Genomic DNA, 17,003 nt, shown 5'->3' on the forward strand with positions numbered 1-17,003 from the left:
AGACCTAATTTGCGACTTTGAAGTCTGGATAGGATGAAAAGTTGCTCATTTGTACATCTAGATAGGTGACTTTTGAAAAGGGTGTCGGACCTTTTCGGATTTCTTGGATAAATTTTGCCATAGCGGCAGAGGAGTCTGCCTGAGCAAGAATTTCCACTGTGCCATCGTCGTTATTCCAGACACGACCGGTGATGCCACCGATTTCAAGCGCTAAAGTATAAACACCCCAGCGAAAACCAACACCCTGCACCCTACCTTGGGCAATCATTCTAACCTTTTGCATACCAAACCCCTTTGATTGTGTTATAATATTTCTATGACTATTATAACCTCAAAAGCCAATTCTGTGGTAAAAAATGCCAAGAAATTGCATCAAAAAAAATATCGAAAGTCTGCCTATTTGATTGAGGGCTGGCACTTGTTTGAAGAAGCTGTTCAAGCAGGAGTGACGATTGAGAAGATTTTTGCCTTAGAAAGTTACCGAGATCAGCTAACCGCTTTTCCGCAAACGGTTTGGGTCTCTGAAGAAGTCTTGCTAGATTTGGCAGATACGCAAACCCCTCAAGGGATTGTTGCCGTGATTCAAAAAGAGGAAGTAGGACTGCCTGATCTCCGTCAGGGTAAGTTTCTATTTTTAGAGGATGTCCAAGATCCTGGTAATGTTGGCACCATGATTCGAACTGCGGATGCGGCAGGTTTTACAGGGGTTATTGTTTCAGATAAGTCAGCAGATATCTACAGTCTCAAGACCCTGCGTTCCATGCAAGGAAGTCATTTTCATTTGCCTATCTATCGTATGCCCGTTGCCGCTTTTGTAGAAGAGGCAAAGAAGAGCAATTTGCCTATTCTGGCAACGACCTTATCGAGAGAGTCAAAGGATTATCGTGAACTTTCTTCACTAGAGAACTTTGTTTTAGTCATGGGAAATGAAGGACAGGGGATTAGTTCTGTCATGGCTGAGAGTGCTGATCAGCTGGTTCATATTGGCATGAAAGGTCGAGCAGAAAGTCTCAACGTGGCAGTTGCCGCAGGTATATTGATGTTTTATTTTAGCTGATTTATAAAATCTTTGTTATAATCAAGACATACTTATAGAGAAAAGGAGAATCAGAATGAATCAAACGATTATTCAAGAACGTTCAGGTCTCAATCAATTTTACGCTAAGGTTTATGCCTTTGTGGGACTTGGGATTGGTCTATCAGCTCTCGTGTCAGCTTTGATGTTGACAGTCTTTCAGTCCCAGTTGATTTACTTTTTAATGCATGGCCGTCTCTGGCTGATGGTTGCAACTTTTGCAGAACTTGCTCTAGTCTTTGTTGCAAGTAGCATGGCTGCGAAGAACAGCCCAGCAGCTCTCCCAGTATTTTTAGTTTATTCTGTTTTAAATGGATTTACGCTTAGTTTTGTCGTAGCCTTCTATACACCTGGGACCGTCTTATCAGCCTTTGTATCTAGTGCCCTTCTCTTCTTTGTCATGGCGGTAATCGGAATTTTCACTAAGAAAGATTTGGGTGGAATGGGACGAGCTTTGATGGCGGCGCTTGTCGGCCTCATCATTGCCATGGTTGTGAATCTATTTTTAGCCAATGGCTTCTTTGACTACATGATTAGTATTGCCATGGTCTTGGTCTTCTCAGGTTTGATTGCTTGGGACAACCAAAAGATTCGCTATGTTTATGAGCAGTCACGAGGACAAGTAGCGACAGGTTGGGTCATCTCAATGGCACTCAGCATCTACTTAGACTTTATCAACCTCTTCCTTAGCATCTTACGAACCTTTGGTCGAAACGATTAATGAATGACAGAGTCAGTGTTCGAAAGAGCACTGACTTTTTCTCATTTACTCTTTTCTTTTCTTGGAAATAGGTGTATAATGCTTTTAACTAATTTTTGAGGAGCCGTTTATGAAGAAAAGTTTTATTCATCAGCAAGAAGAGATTTCCTTTGTCAAAAACACCTTTACCCAGTATTTGAAAGATAAGTTAGAAGTTGTTGAAGTTCAAGGTCCTATCTTGAGCAAGGTTGGTGATGGGATGCAGGACAACCTGTCCGGTGTCGAACATCCAGTATCCGTAAAGGTCTTGCAGATTCCAGATGAAACTTATGAAGTCGTCCACTCACTAGCCAAATGGAAACGCCACACCTTGGCTCGCTTTGGTTTTGGAGAAGGTGAAGGTCTTTTCGTCCATATGAAGGCCCTTCGTCCAGACGAAGATTCGCTTGATGCGACTCACTCTGTATATGTAGACCAGTGGGACTGGGAAAAAGTGATTCCAAATGGTCAACGTAATATCGCTTATCTCAAAGAAACCGTCGAGAAGATTTACAAGGCTATTCGTCTGACAGAGCTAGCCGTAGAAGCCCGCTACGATATCGAATCCATCTTGCCAAAACAAATCACCTTCATCCATACAGAAGAGTTGGTGGAACGCTATCCAGACCTAACACCGAAAGAGCGTGAAAATGCGATCTGTAAAGAGTTCGGTGCAGTCTTCTTGATTGGTATTGGTGGCGAGTTGCTTGACGGGAAACCTCATGATGGCCGTGCACCTGACTACGATGACTGGACAACAGAGTCTGAGAATGGCTACAAGGGATTGAATGGGGATATCCTGGTTTGGAATGAACCTCTTGGTTGTGCCTTTGAACTTTCATCAATGGGGATTCGGGTAGATGAGGATACCCTTCGTCGCCAAGTGGCTCTTACAGGAGACGAAGATCGTCTTGAGTTGGAATGGCATAAAGCCCTGCTTAACGGTCTTTTCCCATTGACAATCGGTGGAGGTATCGGACAGTCTCGGATGGCCATGTTCCTTCTTCGTAAGAAACACATTGGAGAAGTTCAGACCAGTGTTTGGCCTCAGGAAGTCCGCGATACGTATGAAAATATCTTGTAGAGAATCGAACCGCAAGGTTCGGTTTTCTTTCTCTTTTTGCCTATAATTTGGTATAATAAACGGTATGAAAATCGTATCAGGAATCTACGGAGGGCGTCCCCTCAAGACGCTAGAAGGCAAGACGACGAGGCCGACATCAGATAAGGTTCGTGGAGCTATCTTTAACATGATAGGTCCCTATTTTGAGGGCGGTCGTGTCTTGGATCTCTATGCTGGCAGTGGTGGTCTGTCTATTGAAGCTGTGTCAAGAGGGATGTCCCATGCTGTCTTAGTGGAACGGGATAGAAGGGCACAAGCTATCGTCGCTGCAAATATCCAAATGACCAAGGAAGTTTCCAAATTTCAGCTCTTAAAGATGGAGGCTGAACGGGCCTTGGAGCAGGTGACAGGTCCCTTTGACCTGGTCTTTTTAGACCCTCCCTATGCCAAGGAACAAATCGTTGCAGATATCGAAAAAATGGCAGAAAGAAACCTTTTCTCCGACGAGATCATGGTTGTCTGTGAAACCGATAAGTCTGTAGAACTTCCAGAAGAAATTGCCTGCCTCGGCATCTGGAAGGAAAAAATATATGGGATTAGTAAGGTGACAGTCTATGTCAGATAGAATTGGATTATTTACAGGTTCATTTGATCCGATGACAAATGGACATCTGGATATCATTGAACGAGCCAGCAGACTCTTTGATAAGCTTTATGTCGGGGTGTTCTACAATCCCCACAAACAAGGTTTTCTCCCTGTTGAAAACCGCAAACGGGCAGTCGAAAAAGCTGTGGCGCATTTAGATAATGTAGAGGTCCTGGCTTCTCATGACAAACTAGTCGTCGATGTTGCAAGAAGACTGGGTGCTAAGACCCTTGTCCGTGGCTTGCGGAATGCCACAGACTTGCAATACGAGTCTAGTTTTGATTACTACAATCATCAACTGGCTCCAGAAATCGGAACCATTTACCTATATAGTCGCCCAGAGCACCTTTATATTAGCTCTTCAGCCATGAGAGAACTTCTGAAGTTTGGTCAGGAGATTCAGCAATATGTACCAAACAGTGTTGTGGAGGAATTAGAACATGAAGAAAAAAACTAGATGGCCCTTATATGTCATCCTAGCACTAGTAGTGACTTTTTTAGCTTTTGTAGTACCTTTACCCTACTACATAGAAGTTCCAGGTGGAGCGGAAGATATTCGTCAAGTTTTAAAAGTCAATGAAACAGAAGATACAGAAGCAGGAGCTTACCAGTTTGTAACAGTCGGTATTCGACACGCAACCCTATCACATCTTGTCTATGCTTGGTTAACACCTTTTACGGATATTAGAAGTGCTAAGGAGACTACGGGTGGCTCTACTGATGCGGAGTTTATGCGGATCAATCAGTTCTACATGCAAACATCCCAAAACATGGCCAAGTATCAGGGATTGAAGACGGCTGGAAAGGATATCGAACTCAAGTATCTGGGAGTCTATGTCTTGACCGTGACGGACAATTCAACTTTTAAGGGCATTCTGAACATAGCAGACACCGTGACGGCTGTTAATGACAAAACATTTGACAGTTCAAAAGACTTGGTCGACTATGTTAATTCTCAACAATTAGGGGATACGGTCAAGGTAACCTATGAAGAAGACGGAAAAGTCAAGTCTGCAGAAGGTAAAATTATCACTCTCGAAAACGGGAAAAACGGGATTGGGATTGGTTTGATTGACCGTACGGAAGTGACCAGTGATGTTCCGATTCGCTTTTCAACAGCTGGTATCGGGGGGCCAAGCGCCGGTCTCATGTTTAGCCTAGCTATTTACACCCAGATAGCAGATCCAGGTCTTCGTAATGGTCGCATTGTTGCGGGAACGGGAACCATTGATCGCGATGGAAATGTTGGCGACATCGGTGGAATTGACAAAAAAGTGGTTGCAGCCTCTCGTCAGGGAGCCAACATCTTTTTTGCTCCTGACAATCCAGTCACCGAGGAAGCAAAAAAAGCAGATCCCGATGCGAAAAGCAACTATGAAACAGCCCTAGAAGCTGCTAAAACGATCAAAACAGAGATGAAAATCGTTCCGGTTAAAACCTTGCAGGATGCGATTGATTACCTTAAAAACAATCCCTAATTCGTAGAAAAATCGAAAACTAGCGCGCAAGCGGATAAGATGGTATAATAGTCAAATGGTTCAATTATTATTCACTCTAAGTAGTCATATACTCTTTATTTATTTGAGCTTTTACCTTTTGAAGGATCTTGTTAGATGGGAAAAGGTTTTAAAAGTGAACGCTACTAACACAAAAAAGGTTCGTTTGTTGGTAGGCTTCTTTAGTATTGTGATGGGCTATATCTTGAGTTCATTCTTTATCAGTTTGTACCAACTGTGGCAAGAAGCACTTAGAGGACTATTATAAAATCAAAAGTAAAGGAAACAACTATGGAAAAAATTGTGGTTCAAGGCGGAGATAATCGTCTGGTCGGGAGTGTGACGATCGAGGGAGCAAAGAATGCAGTCTTGCCCTTGTTGGCAGCGACTATTCTAGCAAGCAAGGGTAAGACAGTCTTGCAGAATGTTCCAATCTTGTCAGATGTTTTCACCATGAATCAAGTAGTTCGTGGTCTGAATGCCAAGGTGGACTTTGATGAGGAAGCTCATATTGTCGAGGTTGATGCGACTGGTGATATCACGGAGGAAGCTCCTTATAAATATGTCAGCAAGATGCGAGCATCCATCGTTGTCTTGGGACCAATCCTTGCTCGTGTAGGCCATGCCAAGGTATCCATGCCAGGGGGGTGCACCATCGGGAGTCGTCCCATCGACCTCCACCTCAAAGGTTTGGCAGCTATGGGGGCAAAGATTACCCAGGCAGCTGGTTACATTGAAGCCAAGGCAGACCATTTGCATGGCGCTCATATCTACATGGACTTCCCTAGCGTCGGCGCAACACAAAACTTGATGATGGCAGCAACTCTAGCTGATGGTGTGACAGTGATTGAAAATGCTGCGCGTGAGCCAGAAATTGTTGATCTCGCTATCTTCCTTAATGAAATGGGAGCCAAGGTCAAGGGAGCTGGTACCGAAACAATCACAGTGACTGGTGTCGAGGACCTCCATGGTACGACTCATACTGTAGTACAGGACCGTATTGAAGCTGGAACCTTTATGGTAGCAGCAGCTATGACAGGTGGGGATGTTCTCGTTCGTGATGCAGTATGGGAGCATAATCGTCCCTTGATTTCAAAACTACTTGAGATGGGTGTTGAAGTGACAGAGGAGTCAGAAGGTATCCGTGTTCGTTCTCAACTTGAAAATCTCAAAGCTGTTCATGTAAAAACCTTACCACATCCAGGATTCCCAACAGATATGCAGGCGCAATTTACAGCTCTGATGACAGTCGCAAAAGGGGAATCCACCATGGTGGAAACGGTGTTTGAAAATCGCTTCCAACACTTGGAGGAAATGCGCCGTATGGGCTTGCGTTCAGAGATTATCCGTGACACAGCTCGTATTGTTGGGGGACAGGCTTTACAGGGGGCAGAAGTTCTATCAACGGACCTTCGCGCTAGTGCGGCTTTAATTTTGACAGGTTTGGTGGCGCAGGGAGAAACAGTTGTCGGCAAACTAGTCCACCTTGATAGAGGTTACTACCGCTTCCATGAGAAGTTAGCTCGGCTAGGAGCGAAGATTCAGCGAATCGAGGCAAATGATGAAGAAGAATAAAAACTTACGCTATGTACTCCGTCGCCTACTGTTGATTTTTATTGTTCTATTGCTAGGATTTCTGGCTTTAGGAATCGGCTTGATGGTTGGCTATGGCATCCTAGGAAAGGGACAGGATCCGTGGGCTATCTTGTCTCCGGCAAAGTGGCAGGAATTGATTAGTAAATTTACAGGAAATTAGACTGGGAGACCAGTCTTTTTCTAAAGAAATAAGGAGAAAAATGAACAAAAAAACAAGACAGACTTTGATAGGGTTGCTTATATTCTTACTCTTGGCTGCGGGAAGCTATTATATCAAGCAGATGCAGTCGGCACCAAGTAGCCCTCGAACTAAGGTTAGTCAGAAAAAACAAGCTTCAGAAGCTCCCGGTAAGGAGCTGGCTGAAAGTGTCTTAACTGAGTCGATTAAGAACCAAATCAAGGGGGATCTCGAGTGGAATGGAGCAGGGGCTTTTGTTGTCAATGGCAATAAAACCAATCTAGATGCCAAGGTTTCTAGCAAACCCTATGCGGATAATAAAACAAAGACAGTGGGAAAAGAAACAGTTCCAACTGTTGCCAATGCCATCTTATCCAAAGTGACTCGGCAGTATAAGAATCGTGAAGAGACTGGAAATGGATCCACCTCTTGGACGCCACCAGGATGGCATCAGGTCAAGAATCTAAAGGGGGCCTATACACATGCAGTTGATAGAGGACACCTGCTGGGCTATGCCTTGATAGGTGGTTTGGATGGTTTTGATGCCTCTACTAGCAACCCCAAGAACGTTGCAGTCCAGACAGCTTGGGCTAACCAAGCGCAGGCTGAGGATTCGACAGGTCAGAACTACTATGAGAGTTTGGTCAGAAAAGCCTTGGACCAAAATAAGAGGGTCCGTTACCGCGTAACACTCCACTATGCGACAAATGAGGATCTAGTTCCATCCGCTTCACAAATCGAAGCCAAATCTTCGGATGGCGAATTGGAGTTCAATGTCCTAATCCCCAATGTTCAAAAGGGAATCCAGCTTGACTATCAAACAGGTCAAGTAACAGTGACGGATTAGAAACAATGGATACTGTATAAAACAGCTCCTTTGTCTTTTAGAGGCAGGGAGTTGTTGTTTAAATGAAAAATAATGTGAATCCTGAAGAATTTTATGATATAATGAAACACAAGATACTATTTTAGGAGAAGGACTATGGAAGACCCGAGCAGTCAGAATTTGTTGCTACAGTTTGTATTATTATTTATCTTGACCTTGTTAAATGCTTTTTTCTCAGCCACTGAGATGGCAATGGTGTCACTAAACCGTTCCCGAGTAGAACAAAAGGCAGAAGAGGGAGACAAACGTTACATCCGTTTGTTAAAGGTACTTGAAAATCCTAACCACTTTTTATCAACGATTCAAGTTGGTATCACGTTAATTACCATCTTGTCTGGGGCCAGTTTAGCGGAGACTCTAGGACGCGAAATTGCATCTTGGATAGGGAGCAGTGAAACAGCTTCCGCTATTGCAAGCTTTCTATCTTTAGCGTTTTTGACCTATATTTCTATTGTTTTTGGGGAACTTTATCCCAAGAGAATTGCTCTAAATCTGAAAGATACCTTGGCTATCCGAACAGCGCCAGTCATTATTGGTTTGGGGAAAATTGTCAGTCCCTTTGTTTGGCTTTTGTCAGCCTCAACGAATCTATTGAGCCGTGTGACGCCAATGACCTTTGATGATGCTGATGAAAAGATGACACGTGATGAAATTGAGTACATGCTCACTAACAGCGAAGAAACACTGGATGCAGATGAGATTGAAATGCTACAGGGAGTCTTTTCTTTAGATGAACTAATGGCTCGTGAGGTAATGGTGCCCCGAACAGATGCCTTTATGGTGGATATTCAGGATGACAGTCAAACGATTATCGAGAGTATTTTAAAGCAAAATTTCTCACGTATCCCTGTTTATGATGGGGATAAGGATAATGTTATTGGTTTGATTCACACCAAGCGCTTGTTGAATGCCGCTTTTGTGGATGGTTTTGACAATATTGTCTGGAAACGAATTCTCCAAACGCCACTGTTTGTTCCTGAGACTATCTTTGTGGACGATCTCCTTAAAGAACTTCGAAATACCCAAAATCAAATGGCCATCTTACTAGATGAATACGGTGGAATGGCTGGTTTGGTAACTCTGGAAGACCTCTTAGAAGAAATTGTTGGTGAGATTGATGATGAGACTGACAAGGCTGAAATTGAAGTCCATCAAATAGGAGAAGACACCTATATCGTTCAAGGGACCATGAATCTTAATGATTTTAATGACTACTTTGATGTGGAACTGGAAAGTGATGATGTTGATACCATCGCCGGTTATTATTTGACGGGTGTGGGAATGATTCCAACGACTGAAAAACTCAGTTATGAATTGGTCAGCCAAAACAAACAAATCATCCTAACCAACGACAAGGTGAAAAACGGACGTGTTACCAAGGTAAAAGTCCAAATCACTGAAATAGAGACTGAAGAAGAAACAGAATAAAGCAGTGACTTGAGTCACTGCTTTTTGTAAGTCTATATGGTAGACACAGTTATCCCTATCTATTTGGAATAACAAAAAAAGCCCGATTTTACGGGCTTTTCATTCGGTTAATTCCTGTTAATTCAGGTACTGAAAGGCGGTAGACGGATTAAATACTATTGATTTAATGGGCTTTATTAAGGTTTCGCCCCAAATCTGCCCCAAATTCAAGCAATCAGGAAGATTTCTTTAATTTTTTCAAAGTTCTTTTCTGCGAGTGCTTCCATTTGATGCGAATATACTTTCAAAGTGATATCTGGACTTTCATGCCCTAGCAATTTTGATATGGTTACAATATCTACACCCTTTAAAATCAAATAAGATGCGTAAGTGTGGCGCAGACTATGATTTCTTACTGGTCGACCAACTAGCCTTTTTATCAGCTTATTACAAGCCGAATTGGAAACACCAAAGCAAACTCGATTTTTTATGTTCGCTTGCCAATATTTCTTTTTATAAGTTTTCAGCGTTTCTATCGTGGTTTTGTCTATTGGGACCTTTCTTTTTGATGTTTCATTTTTTAGATTCGCAAAATCTTGCGTTTTGGAATAGTCAAAGGACTTATTTATATCTATTATTCCATTCTGTAAGTCTATATCACTCCACGTTAACCCTAGAGCCTCAGAAAAGCGCATACCAGTGACTGAAAGTAAGTAGAGGGTAAAATAGGACACGTACTGGATATTCGAGCGTGTGGACGAAATTAGAGCCTTATATTCACTTTCTTCCAAGAAGTCGTTTTCTTCTGCTCGGTTTTCAATTTGTGACTTTACTTTGGCATCTTCAGCAAAATTGTAGCTGATCACTTGTTCTCTGACTGCAACTTTTAGAGCGCCTTTTATCTGATAATGGAATTTCTCAAGTGTTTCCTGAGCATATTTTTCGCCAAACTCATTGAGTCGTTTTTGGTAATACAAGGGAGTAATATCCTTTACTTTCAAATCTCCAAAATAAGTTTTGATATGCTTCAGATTTTTGGTATAAGTGTCCCAGGTCTTATCCTTGACGTGCGGTCGCTTGTATACATCAGACCATGTTTTAACAAAATCATAGAGCGTGACATCCTTATCTGTCAGAATATTCTCGGATAGATTATCCTCTATCTCCCTTGCTGCTGCTTGAGCAAGTTTTTTTGTTTTGAATCCGCTCTTTGATTTCTGTTTATATTTACCAGACTTATCTTTGTAAGAGATGCGGTATTCCCAACCATTATCCCTTTTTCTAAAGTATGCCATTGTTTTTACCTCATTTTTTTGATAAAATGGGTATAGTAAAGAGGGCCATTTAATGCCTTTTACTATACATGTTTGCCTCACGCTCAGACTCGCCAAAGTTTTGAGAGCGTGGGGATTTTTGTTTTTTTACGAGTTATGAACGATAACATCCAAGGCTCCCATGATTCGCTGAGCGTTCTCGACGGCTTCCTTGTACTCTTTCGAAGTATTCTTCACAGGCTTTCTAATCAAGTCAATGAATACGACTGGTTTGGTGAAGTCATTTGAGGTTACACGGACTGTCATGTTTAAAATTTTAGAAGTTGATTTTCTTTTCGCAACAATACCGCCTGCGACAGCACCAATTGCACCAAACATAGCGCCTGCAATCAATGCTTGGCCAACTCCTCCAGAAACAACCGTTTGATTATTGATAATCAATTCATAGGATACTAAATCCTCAAACGAATACCAATCTGTGTCATTCTTATCTTTCTTGACCAAGGATGGTATCAAAGACAATCCCATCGTCCCCATGGCAAGACCTACTTTCGCTGTTCCTTTGATTGCTCCTCCGACCAAACCAGACGAACCTTTCGCTTTGCGTGCTCCATTTATCCGATAGGTACGATTATATCTATCAATTTCAAGTGGCCCGACTTTATCTGTCCGTCTGCTTTTAGCAGCAGGAGTAGGAGAAACTGGTTTCGTAGTTGGTTGAGGTTGCTCTGCAGGTTCTTGGTTAGCAATGGAATAACCACAATTTGGACAGAACTTATAGCCCTCTACTGGATTGCCACATTCAGGACAAAATTTCATATTGACCTCCAATGAAATTATATGATTTTTTATTTCTCTCTATACAAATCCACGACTTCACCAATAATTCGGAAGTCTGTTTCTGGTGTAATTGGCATATCTTTGTATGCAGGATTCAAGCTGTGTAAGTAAGCTTGGTCTTCGTCAATAACAAGCTGCTTGATATAAGCATCGCCGTTATAGTTAAACACTCCGATAACTCCGTCATTTAAATCCACGCTCGTCTGAATGAATACCAGGTCACCATCATGATAGTCAGGTTCCATGGAATCCCCTTTGATTGGTATAACAAAGTCAGCATCAATATCTACTGGCAACTCAATCCGTTCCACTCGTACATCGTTCAAATACTGTCCTGTACCTGCTGAAGCTGGGTGGTCGTAGTAGTCGTAACTATATAACTGAATGACCTCCGATACTTCGTTTGGTTGAGTTTCTTCGTTCCTCTGCTCGTCCAGTTGCTTTTCAGCATAGGCCAGGACCTTGTCTTGTCTCGGTGGTTTTAGTTCATCGTAGATGGTTTGGATTGAGGAAGCGGGAGAGATAGGGTTATTCCATGATTCTCCAACGACAGAGTAAATTACAGGATTAGCAGTAACAAATCTCGGATCTAGAGTGGATTTTGGAACTCCAAAAAAATCCGCAATTTTTTGAACATTCCCTGGAATCGGCAAAGAAGTTCCTTTTACATATCCTGTCAATGTGCTAGGCGGTATCCCTGTCGCTCGAGACAACTCAGCTTGTTTGCAATTTCTATCAGATAAAATTGAGTTAAGATTTGCAGAAAAGACTTTCATATCCTTTTTATCTTGAGGAGTTAATTTTCCTCGTCCTCTTGCCATATTTCCCCCTCCTATCTATCTTCTTTACTATATGATACCGTTTATTTTCGATTTTGTAAATAAAAAATTCGAAAAAATTACGAAAAAAATCGAAAAAACCATTGACTTACGATTTAAATCGTAGTATAATTAAATCAAGCTTAAGGAAATAACAAAAACCAAGAGCAAAAAAGAAAGGAGAAGAAAGATGAATGAGCTCGAAAAAACAGCCCTCAATGAAGTGTTGAGGACGGTTAGACTTATAAATGAAAAAGTTGCTGAGATTGTTGAACTTCAAAGTCAACAAGAGCTAGCTATTACTTATCTTCGGGGAATAATGGATGGTTCTGGGCCTGATTGAGCCTCTCTTGGGCTTGTTGAATAATTGACTGATAGTCAATTTTTGATGGTTTAAGATCAAAATCATGCGTGTTTACGAGAGAAGAATAAGACTGTTGGTTTTCTAACAGATTTAGTATCTTGTTTAGCTTTTTGGTCAAATTGTCATTGAGATCGTCAAGTGTAAGATTTCTTTCAGCACGATTCTCAGGCATTTCAAAGTTTTTAAAACTTTGTATTTTAGCTTTTAAATTCTCTTTAGATTCTTCGATTTTTGCTACATCCGTATCATAGAAAACGGTACGAGTCGTCATAACATCAAAAGGAAGATTTCCTCCTACTTTTATGATTGGGACTAGTGGAAGTTCAAGCGCCTGTCTGAAACCTAACTCGTAGAATGCGTTGGGATTATGGTCTGTCATATCTGCTATAACCATAGGAGCAGTTTTAAGGTAATTGATAATTGTAGCGTTGATGTTATCAACTGCGTTGACGTGGTCAACACGAACAGGTTTATAACCAAGTTCTTCACAAACAGGAGCAATAAGATATCTATATACGTTGTCAGCTCGTTCTCTTGTTGGTGTTCCGGATTCACCAATGGCAGTTACAATAAAACAAATCTTTTCAGTCATGTTTTTCTCCAATCATTTTATTTTGATTATACCATATTTGAAAGGGGGTGAGGGGGAGATTTTGAATAATAAAAAGCCTTGACCTACTTTACACTAGATCAAGACCTGCACACTTTGATAAGGTTTCACAGTCGGTGTAAAGCGACTGGTTGAAACTTCGCTGGTCATGCGTCCAGCACTGCAATCAACGTGGTTTGGCTAGTCTTTGAGTGCCGCACGGTAGTTATCTGTCAGTCCCGCTATAAGCAGAGCTGCAGTCCCTCTTATAGTCAGCGACAGGCTCCGTGCAGTCACACTCGCAGTAAAAACTCGTTGGTACCTAGCCAAACTGAATCACTGAACCACAGTCCCCTTCAAAAATTTTGCCAATTTGCATCAGCTCCTTTCTTGTTAAGGATAATATAAATATATACTGTTTTTGAAGGGGTTACATCGGTCTTAAGACTGATTTTTGGAGACAACCATGGAAGATAAAATCATCGAACTTGCTGATTACTTCATCAGTGAATCTAAAACGTACAGAGAAGCAAAGATAGCGTGTGAAAAGCTATTAGAACAAGTCAGCCATGAGATTGAACTCAGGGCGCTGGAAAGTAAGACGAGGGTATGAAATGAGACCAAAACGGTATCCGTATAGTGGGAAAAGAAAAAAGCAATCTGATGGACAGATTGCTAAGTTAAAAAGAGATATTGATGTAAATCGTACAAATATATCATCTTTAAAATTCGCTATAGAAACTCTAAATAACCATCAGAATTATCGATAACTTGATAACCTTGAGCGGTTGCTTCTTCGATAATCTCAGTTTTAGACATTTCAAAATTAGATAACTGAATTACTACGCTAGGTTTATCAGTAGCCGACTCTGAAAAATTAGATAATAGAATATTATCGAGATCTGCCCAAGTTAGTTTCTTAACAACGTGGTTTGGCTTGTGGCTAAGCTTACTCATATTATCAACCTCCTTTCTATCGAAATTTTGACTAAAACGGTGAGAGGTCCTAGTCAGGATATATTATAACTCAAACATTTTTGTTTGTCAATATATTGTATAAGAAAGGATGTAATGTGCTTGAAAAGCACAACATATGGTGTTTTAGATGTGGAATAAAATTGAAAAACAATTAAAAATAAAAGGCTGGTCGATGTATCGTTTGGCTAAGGAATCGGGTGTCCATCCATCCAATTTTTCAAACCTTAAGGCTGAAAGATTAAAAGAAATGTCGTGGACAAATATGTGCAAAATTGCTGATGCACTGGAAGTCAGCTTGGACGAATTTAGATAAGGAGGTAGGAACGTGCCGAAAATGACATTGAGAGCATTAAGAACGAATTATAACTTATCTGCAAAAGAAGTCGCCGATAAACTCAACATTCATCAACAAACACTGTTGAAGTATGAGCATGATAGTTCAAAAATCCCAATGGATCTTTTAGACAAACTTGCTCGACTATACAATGTCGAAAAGGATTTTATTTTTTTAGGCAAAAAATACGAATTAAATCATAATCTAGGAGAAGTGTGAATGGACAAACGAGAGTTACAGAAAGGGGCTTAAATATGAGGTATGCAGTATATTCTAAGAAATACTCACGAAAATTACACGGCTATCAATAACACTTTCACTCAAGATAAGCAACTGAAACCAGCTACAATAGGGATTTTGGCAGTCATACTGACTAACAAGTCTGATTGGGTTGTGTATCCTGACGAGATTGCACGACGTCTAGGGATAAGTAGGCGCACGGTAGATGAGCACTTTAAACTTTTAGAGAAAGCTGGTTATCTCAGAGTATACCGCTTAGGGCTAGGCAGAGGTAAAGGTGTCTCAGTACACAGATTTTTTTCAGATATGCCTATCTCAGATGATTACTTTGAGTATCTAAAAACTAATCTTGAAAAAGAGTTATCCACAGATGACGAAGTTTAAAAATACAGTTGGAAAATATTGCCATGTGTAATATTGCCATGTGTAAAATTGCCATGTGTAAAATTGCCCTCTAATAAGTACTAACTATACAACAAGTACTAACTATACAACAAGTACTAACTATACAATAATCTAAGCCTAACGGCACTAACTTAGTAATAAATACTAACTTACAACAAACTCCTAATTCTCTTAATAAATAAAAGAGAGAAATTTAAAAATTTCAAATTTAGGACTTTTGTTTGAAAGGAGGAATCAAAATGAAGAATTTAAGTATCGGCATCAAAGTTTGTAATGTCGATGAGTTGGTAGAAGCTAGTCAAGAAGTAATTAAAAAAGCCGAAGAATTGCAAGAAGCAATCAAACGGCTTGACGAGGTCGAGTTGAAATTAGAAACCGAGTTTCTTCATGATTAGGATTTGCGCTGCAGCAGACATCATTTCTTTCCAAGTCTTGAATTTTGTTTGTTCAGAAACAAAGACATCAAGAATTGCTTCATCTGCTTTTTCAAATTCTTCTGCATTGGATATTTTTTCTGGGCTTGATAACAAAAATTCGTCTATGGTTGAAAAATTTGTGTGTTCAACCATGAATTTATCAGAGAAAATTTCTTTGAAAGAATATTCGTGTGTGCCAGAAATGGATTGAGCGTTCTCTGAAAGTTGATCAAGTCGGTTAGAAAAATCATCTAGCCCTTTGATTTTGAAAGACATATTATCAACCTCCTTTCTATCGAAATTTTGACTAAAACGGTGAGAGGTCTCAGTCAAGAATGATTATAACATAGATAACAGAAAAACACAACATATTGTTAGTTAAATATATTTTTTAACAACATATAGTGTCTGAGGTGTAAAAATGTGGGAACAGTTAAACAGAATCATGCAAGAAAGAAATTTGAATGGCAATCAATTATCTAAGATGGCTGGAGTTAATCGAAGTTTCTTTTCTGATTTGAAAAGCGGAAAGGTGAAATACCTTTCTTGGCCGAACATATGCAAAATTGCTGATGCGTTGGAAATCAGCATAGACGAACTAAGATAAAACAAAAAAAGCACCTGACGGCAATCAGGCGCTCAACAAAATTATTCAAGGAAATTATAACATGAACGATTTAATGATGCAACTATTAGACCAGTTCGAGGCTGGTTTGATGGATAGAACACTAAAAGTCATGACTATCATCACGGACGAGAAAAAGCGCTATCCGATGGAACTGAACAAGTCACAATGTTCTGAAATGCTGTTAGGAACCAAGGATACGACGACATTCGACGAGCGCTTCAACCGACACGCAGATTTCCCACGAATTGAGGGTAAGCGTGAGAAATATCCAAGGGATGCCGTCATTGAATGGTATCACGAAAACTGGCAGAAAACAGCTATATAAATTAAAAGGAGAAAATATGAAATTACTTACTAAATTAAAACTCGGTCTTGAGGGAATCATCAAGGAAGTGAATCTTGACTGGAGAGAGGTCGCGGTAGAGCTTAACGAGGACCTTCTCAAAGAGCGCAAGCGTCGCTTTATGCGTGATCAAAAAATTTACGACTTGGAGCAACGATTGGCCATCTACGAAGAAAAAGAACAAGGAGAACAATATGTTTAAAGCACTAAAAACAATCAAAAAAATCAAACAACTTCAGTTAGAAATGCATGCTTTTAGTCTTGCTTTTTTGACCGTAGAAGAAATGGGGCTTTTTCCAGAAGATAAAAAAGGTAAGGCAAAGGCTCAAACAATGCACGACGTCAGTCTCATGATCAAGGACGTCCTGGACGGCAAGTCGGTAGATGAAGCGATGAAGCGTCTAAATAGCGAAGTGAAAATTGAAGAGGTGGAGCAGGAAGATGAACAGAATTGAACTTGAAAACCGTGTGTGGCTTTTGGCCAACAATGAAGAAAAAAACGAATTGCTGGATCTCGGTTTGACATCTAAAGTTCGATATGTGAAGCGAGTCCTGGAACTAGGGAAGGTGTATGCTCATGTTTGATTACGACAGAGATATGATGCAACCGCCTGAACCACGAGAAGAACTTGACCCTAGCGAGTATGTGGCTATCGGATGCGGTCGGCGTCGATATGTGGGTGATGAA

At 40.8% G+C, this 17,003-nt stretch carries 28 protein-coding genes; 21 read left to right on the plus strand and 7 right to left on the minus strand.

The window, feature by feature from the left end; genetic code table 11:
• Positions 1 to 4 precede the first annotated feature (4 nt).
• A complete protein-coding gene (locus ACVX3R_RS01155) occupies positions 5 to 283 on the minus strand; it encodes an acylphosphatase (protein WP_458795160.1) in 279 nt (92 codons plus the stop codon).
• 33 nt (positions 284 to 316) lie between these two features.
• Here ACVX3R_RS01155 and ACVX3R_RS01160 point away from each other — a divergent pair, with 33 nt between their 5' ends.
• The 11 genes from ACVX3R_RS01160 (at position 317) to ACVX3R_RS01210 (ending at position 9,107) form a co-directional block, all read left to right on the plus strand.
• Complete coding sequence (locus ACVX3R_RS01160) at positions 317 to 1,057, plus strand: TrmH family RNA methyltransferase (protein ID WP_458795161.1); 741 nt, start codon at positions 317 to 319, stop codon at positions 1,055 to 1,057.
• 55 nt (positions 1,058 to 1,112) lie between these two features.
• Positions 1,113 to 1,796, plus strand: coding sequence for a Bax inhibitor-1/YccA family protein (locus ACVX3R_RS01165; RefSeq protein WP_458795162.1), 684 nt, complete (start codon positions 1,113 to 1,115; stop codon positions 1,794 to 1,796).
• Positions 1,797 to 1,905: 109 nt separating this feature from the next.
• Positions 1,906 to 2,898: an aspartate--ammonia ligase gene (gene asnA / locus ACVX3R_RS01170; RefSeq protein ID WP_458795163.1), complete on the plus strand. Its 993-nt coding sequence runs from the start codon at positions 1,906 to 1,908 to the stop codon at positions 2,896 to 2,898.
• 64 nt (positions 2,899 to 2,962) lie between these two features.
• Positions 2,963 to 3,502, plus strand: coding sequence for a 16S rRNA (guanine(966)-N(2))-methyltransferase RsmD (gene rsmD / locus ACVX3R_RS01175; protein WP_000706948.1), 540 nt, complete (start codon positions 2,963 to 2,965; stop codon positions 3,500 to 3,502).
• The gene (gene coaD, locus ACVX3R_RS01180) at positions 3,492 to 3,980 is read left to right on the plus strand and encodes a pantetheine-phosphate adenylyltransferase (protein ID WP_458795164.1); all 489 of its coding nucleotides are present in this window, start codon (positions 3,492 to 3,494) and stop codon (positions 3,978 to 3,980) included. Before rsmD ends, coaD begins: the two co-directional genes overlap by 11 nt.
• A complete protein-coding gene (locus ACVX3R_RS01185) occupies positions 3,964 to 5,001 on the plus strand; it encodes a SepM family pheromone-processing serine protease (protein ID WP_458795165.1) in 1,038 nt (345 codons plus the stop codon). Before coaD ends, ACVX3R_RS01185 begins: the two co-directional genes overlap by 17 nt.
• A gap of 55 nt (positions 5,002 to 5,056) precedes the next feature.
• Entirely contained in the window at positions 5,057 to 5,287 is a 231-nt protein-coding gene (locus ACVX3R_RS01190) for a DUF1146 family protein (protein ID WP_080619411.1), read from the plus strand.
• 23 nt (positions 5,288 to 5,310) lie between these two features.
• A complete protein-coding gene (gene murA, locus ACVX3R_RS01195) occupies positions 5,311 to 6,594 on the plus strand; it encodes a UDP-N-acetylglucosamine 1-carboxyvinyltransferase (RefSeq protein ID WP_458795166.1) in 1,284 nt (427 codons plus the stop codon).
• Positions 6,581 to 6,775, plus strand: a complete 195-nt coding sequence (locus ACVX3R_RS01200; RefSeq protein ID WP_000739701.1) for a DNA-directed RNA polymerase subunit beta — start codon at positions 6,581 to 6,583, stop codon at positions 6,773 to 6,775. The genes murA and ACVX3R_RS01200 overlap by 14 nt, the downstream gene beginning before the upstream one ends.
• Positions 6,776 to 6,815: 40 nt before the next feature.
• Positions 6,816 to 7,640, plus strand: a complete 825-nt coding sequence (locus ACVX3R_RS01205) for a DNA/RNA non-specific endonuclease (protein ID WP_458795167.1) — start codon at positions 6,816 to 6,818, stop codon at positions 7,638 to 7,640.
• 135 nt (positions 7,641 to 7,775) lie between these two features.
• On the plus strand, positions 7,776 to 9,107 hold the full coding sequence (locus ACVX3R_RS01210) for a hemolysin family protein (RefSeq protein ID WP_458795168.1): 1,332 nt from the start codon (positions 7,776 to 7,778) through the stop codon (positions 9,105 to 9,107).
• Positions 9,108 to 9,313: 206 nt separating this feature from the next.
• On the opposite strand, the gene ACVX3R_RS01215 is transcribed toward ACVX3R_RS01210, so the two are convergent.
• The 4 genes from ACVX3R_RS01215 to ACVX3R_RS01230 all read right to left on the minus strand — a co-directional run bounded on the left by ACVX3R_RS01215 (position 9,314) and on the right by ACVX3R_RS01230 (position 12,974).
• On the minus strand, positions 9,314 to 10,381 hold the full coding sequence (locus ACVX3R_RS01215) for a site-specific integrase (protein ID WP_458795169.1): 1,068 nt from the start codon (positions 10,379 to 10,381) through the stop codon (positions 9,314 to 9,316).
• Between the two features lie 126 nt (positions 10,382 to 10,507).
• Positions 10,508 to 11,179, minus strand: a complete 672-nt coding sequence (locus ACVX3R_RS01220; protein WP_458795170.1) for a zinc ribbon domain-containing protein — start codon at positions 11,177 to 11,179, stop codon at positions 10,508 to 10,510.
• 29 nt (positions 11,180 to 11,208) lie between these two features.
• Positions 11,209 to 12,021 (minus strand): XRE family transcriptional regulator, encoded by an 813-nt coding sequence (locus ACVX3R_RS01225; protein WP_458795171.1) that lies wholly within the window; start codon positions 12,019 to 12,021, stop codon positions 11,209 to 11,211.
• A 296-nt stretch (positions 12,022 to 12,317) separates the two neighbouring features.
• Complete coding sequence (locus tag ACVX3R_RS01230; RefSeq protein WP_458795172.1) at positions 12,318 to 12,974, minus strand: hypothetical protein; 657 nt, start codon at positions 12,972 to 12,974, stop codon at positions 12,318 to 12,320.
• A gap of 463 nt (positions 12,975 to 13,437) precedes the next feature.
• Here ACVX3R_RS01230 and ACVX3R_RS01235 point away from each other — a divergent pair, with 463 nt between their 5' ends.
• Positions 13,438 to 13,584, plus strand: a complete 147-nt coding sequence (locus ACVX3R_RS01235) for a hypothetical protein (RefSeq protein WP_458795173.1) — start codon at positions 13,438 to 13,440, stop codon at positions 13,582 to 13,584.
• Positions 13,585 to 13,703: 119 nt separating this feature from the next.
• Here the strand turns inward: ACVX3R_RS01235 and ACVX3R_RS01240 are convergent, their stop codons facing one another.
• A complete protein-coding gene (locus tag ACVX3R_RS01240; RefSeq protein ID WP_458795174.1) occupies positions 13,704 to 13,928 on the minus strand; it encodes a hypothetical protein in 225 nt (74 codons plus the stop codon).
• A 148-nt stretch (positions 13,929 to 14,076) separates the two neighbouring features.
• Here ACVX3R_RS01240 and ACVX3R_RS01245 point away from each other — a divergent pair, with 148 nt between their 5' ends.
• From ACVX3R_RS01245 to ACVX3R_RS01260, 4 genes are all read left to right on the plus strand, one after another.
• The gene (locus ACVX3R_RS01245; RefSeq protein WP_458795175.1) at positions 14,077 to 14,262 is read left to right on the plus strand and encodes a helix-turn-helix domain-containing protein; all 186 of its coding nucleotides are present in this window, start codon (positions 14,077 to 14,079) and stop codon (positions 14,260 to 14,262) included.
• A gap of 12 nt (positions 14,263 to 14,274) precedes the next feature.
• Positions 14,275 to 14,502: a helix-turn-helix domain-containing protein gene (locus ACVX3R_RS01250; protein WP_006151555.1), complete on the plus strand. Its 228-nt coding sequence runs from the start codon at positions 14,275 to 14,277 to the stop codon at positions 14,500 to 14,502.
• Between the two features lie 42 nt (positions 14,503 to 14,544).
• Positions 14,545 to 14,907: an ArsR/SmtB family transcription factor gene (locus ACVX3R_RS01255; protein ID WP_006151626.1), complete on the plus strand. Its 363-nt coding sequence runs from the start codon at positions 14,545 to 14,547 to the stop codon at positions 14,905 to 14,907.
• 260 nt (positions 14,908 to 15,167) lie between these two features.
• Positions 15,168 to 15,323, plus strand: coding sequence for a hypothetical protein (locus ACVX3R_RS01260; RefSeq protein ID WP_458795176.1), 156 nt, complete (start codon positions 15,168 to 15,170; stop codon positions 15,321 to 15,323).
• Here ACVX3R_RS01260 and ACVX3R_RS01265 read toward each other — a convergent pair.
• Positions 15,297 to 15,620, minus strand: a complete 324-nt coding sequence (locus ACVX3R_RS01265) for a hypothetical protein (RefSeq protein ID WP_458795177.1) — start codon at positions 15,618 to 15,620, stop codon at positions 15,297 to 15,299. The two genes, ACVX3R_RS01260 and ACVX3R_RS01265, sit on opposite strands and share 27 nt — an antisense overlap.
• Positions 15,621 to 15,765: 145 nt before the next feature.
• Here ACVX3R_RS01265 and ACVX3R_RS01270 point away from each other — a divergent pair, with 145 nt between their 5' ends.
• From ACVX3R_RS01270 to ACVX3R_RS01290, 5 genes are all read left to right on the plus strand, one after another.
• The gene (locus ACVX3R_RS01270; RefSeq protein WP_458795178.1) at positions 15,766 to 15,951 is read left to right on the plus strand and encodes a helix-turn-helix domain-containing protein; all 186 of its coding nucleotides are present in this window, start codon (positions 15,766 to 15,768) and stop codon (positions 15,949 to 15,951) included.
• Between the two features lie 61 nt (positions 15,952 to 16,012).
• Positions 16,013 to 16,297 (plus strand): DNA-binding protein, encoded by a 285-nt coding sequence (locus ACVX3R_RS01275; protein WP_458795179.1) that lies wholly within the window; start codon positions 16,013 to 16,015, stop codon positions 16,295 to 16,297.
• A gap of 16 nt (positions 16,298 to 16,313) precedes the next feature.
• Positions 16,314 to 16,517 carry a hypothetical protein gene (locus ACVX3R_RS01280; RefSeq protein ID WP_458795180.1) on the plus strand — a complete coding sequence of 68 codons (204 nt, stop codon included), beginning with the start codon at positions 16,314 to 16,316 and terminating at the stop codon, positions 16,515 to 16,517.
• Positions 16,510 to 16,770: a hypothetical protein gene (locus ACVX3R_RS01285; RefSeq protein ID WP_458795181.1), complete on the plus strand. Its 261-nt coding sequence runs from the start codon at positions 16,510 to 16,512 to the stop codon at positions 16,768 to 16,770. The genes ACVX3R_RS01280 and ACVX3R_RS01285 overlap by 8 nt, the downstream gene beginning before the upstream one ends.
• The gene (locus ACVX3R_RS01290; RefSeq protein ID WP_192831372.1) at positions 16,757 to 16,900 is read left to right on the plus strand and encodes a hypothetical protein; all 144 of its coding nucleotides are present in this window, start codon (positions 16,757 to 16,759) and stop codon (positions 16,898 to 16,900) included. The genes ACVX3R_RS01285 and ACVX3R_RS01290 overlap by 14 nt, the downstream gene beginning before the upstream one ends.
• The last annotated feature ends 103 nt before the right edge of the window (positions 16,901 to 17,003 follow it).

The organism is Streptococcus sp. 517s (assembly GCF_054445985.1).

Coding starts and splice junctions, on each gene's coding strand:
- ACVX3R_RS01155 (WP_458795160.1), bottom strand. CDS start 283: ATGCAAAAGGTTAGAATGATTGCCCAAGGTAGGGTGCAGGGTGTTGGT.
- ACVX3R_RS01160 (WP_458795161.1), top strand. CDS start 317: ATGACTATTATAACCTCAAAAGCCAATTCTGTGGTAAAAAATGCCAAG.
- ACVX3R_RS01165 (WP_458795162.1), top strand. CDS start 1,113: ATGAATCAAACGATTATTCAAGAACGTTCAGGTCTCAATCAATTTTAC.
- asnA (WP_458795163.1), top strand. CDS start 1,906: ATGAAGAAAAGTTTTATTCATCAGCAAGAAGAGATTTCCTTTGTCAAA.
- rsmD (WP_000706948.1), top strand. CDS start 2,963: ATGAAAATCGTATCAGGAATCTACGGAGGGCGTCCCCTCAAGACGCTA.
- coaD (WP_458795164.1), top strand. CDS start 3,492: ATGTCAGATAGAATTGGATTATTTACAGGTTCATTTGATCCGATGACA.
- ACVX3R_RS01185 (WP_458795165.1), top strand. CDS start 3,964: ATGAAGAAAAAAACTAGATGGCCCTTATATGTCATCCTAGCACTAGTA.
- ACVX3R_RS01190 (WP_080619411.1), top strand. CDS start 5,057: ATGGTTCAATTATTATTCACTCTAAGTAGTCATATACTCTTTATTTAT.
- murA (WP_458795166.1), top strand. CDS start 5,311: ATGGAAAAAATTGTGGTTCAAGGCGGAGATAATCGTCTGGTCGGGAGT.
- ACVX3R_RS01200 (WP_000739701.1), top strand. CDS start 6,581: ATGAAGAAGAATAAAAACTTACGCTATGTACTCCGTCGCCTACTGTTG.
- ACVX3R_RS01205 (WP_458795167.1), top strand. CDS start 6,816: ATGAACAAAAAAACAAGACAGACTTTGATAGGGTTGCTTATATTCTTA.
- ACVX3R_RS01210 (WP_458795168.1), top strand. CDS start 7,776: ATGGAAGACCCGAGCAGTCAGAATTTGTTGCTACAGTTTGTATTATTA.
- ACVX3R_RS01215 (WP_458795169.1), bottom strand. CDS start 10,381: ATGGCATACTTTAGAAAAAGGGATAATGGTTGGGAATACCGCATCTCT.
- ACVX3R_RS01220 (WP_458795170.1), bottom strand. CDS start 11,179: ATGAAATTTTGTCCTGAATGTGGCAATCCAGTAGAGGGCTATAAGTTC.
- ACVX3R_RS01225 (WP_458795171.1), bottom strand. CDS start 12,021: ATGGCAAGAGGACGAGGAAAATTAACTCCTCAAGATAAAAAGGATATG.
- ACVX3R_RS01230 (WP_458795172.1), bottom strand. CDS start 12,974: ATGACTGAAAAGATTTGTTTTATTGTAACTGCCATTGGTGAATCCGGA.
- ACVX3R_RS01235 (WP_458795173.1), top strand. CDS start 13,438: ATGGAAGATAAAATCATCGAACTTGCTGATTACTTCATCAGTGAATCT.
- ACVX3R_RS01240 (WP_458795174.1), bottom strand. CDS start 13,928: ATGAGTAAGCTTAGCCACAAGCCAAACCACGTTGTTAAGAAACTAACT.
- ACVX3R_RS01245 (WP_458795175.1), top strand. CDS start 14,077: ATGTGGAATAAAATTGAAAAACAATTAAAAATAAAAGGCTGGTCGATG.
- ACVX3R_RS01255 (WP_006151626.1), top strand. CDS start 14,545: ATGCAGTATATTCTAAGAAATACTCACGAAAATTACACGGCTATCAAT.
- ACVX3R_RS01260 (WP_458795176.1), top strand. CDS start 15,168: ATGAAGAATTTAAGTATCGGCATCAAAGTTTGTAATGTCGATGAGTTG.
- ACVX3R_RS01265 (WP_458795177.1), bottom strand. CDS start 15,620: ATGTCTTTCAAAATCAAAGGGCTAGATGATTTTTCTAACCGACTTGAT.
- ACVX3R_RS01270 (WP_458795178.1), top strand. CDS start 15,766: ATGTGGGAACAGTTAAACAGAATCATGCAAGAAAGAAATTTGAATGGC.
- ACVX3R_RS01275 (WP_458795179.1), top strand. CDS start 16,013: ATGAACGATTTAATGATGCAACTATTAGACCAGTTCGAGGCTGGTTTG.
- ACVX3R_RS01280 (WP_458795180.1), top strand. CDS start 16,314: ATGAAATTACTTACTAAATTAAAACTCGGTCTTGAGGGAATCATCAAG.
- ACVX3R_RS01285 (WP_458795181.1), top strand. CDS start 16,510: ATGTTTAAAGCACTAAAAACAATCAAAAAAATCAAACAACTTCAGTTA.
- ACVX3R_RS01290 (WP_192831372.1), top strand. CDS start 16,757: ATGAACAGAATTGAACTTGAAAACCGTGTGTGGCTTTTGGCCAACAAT.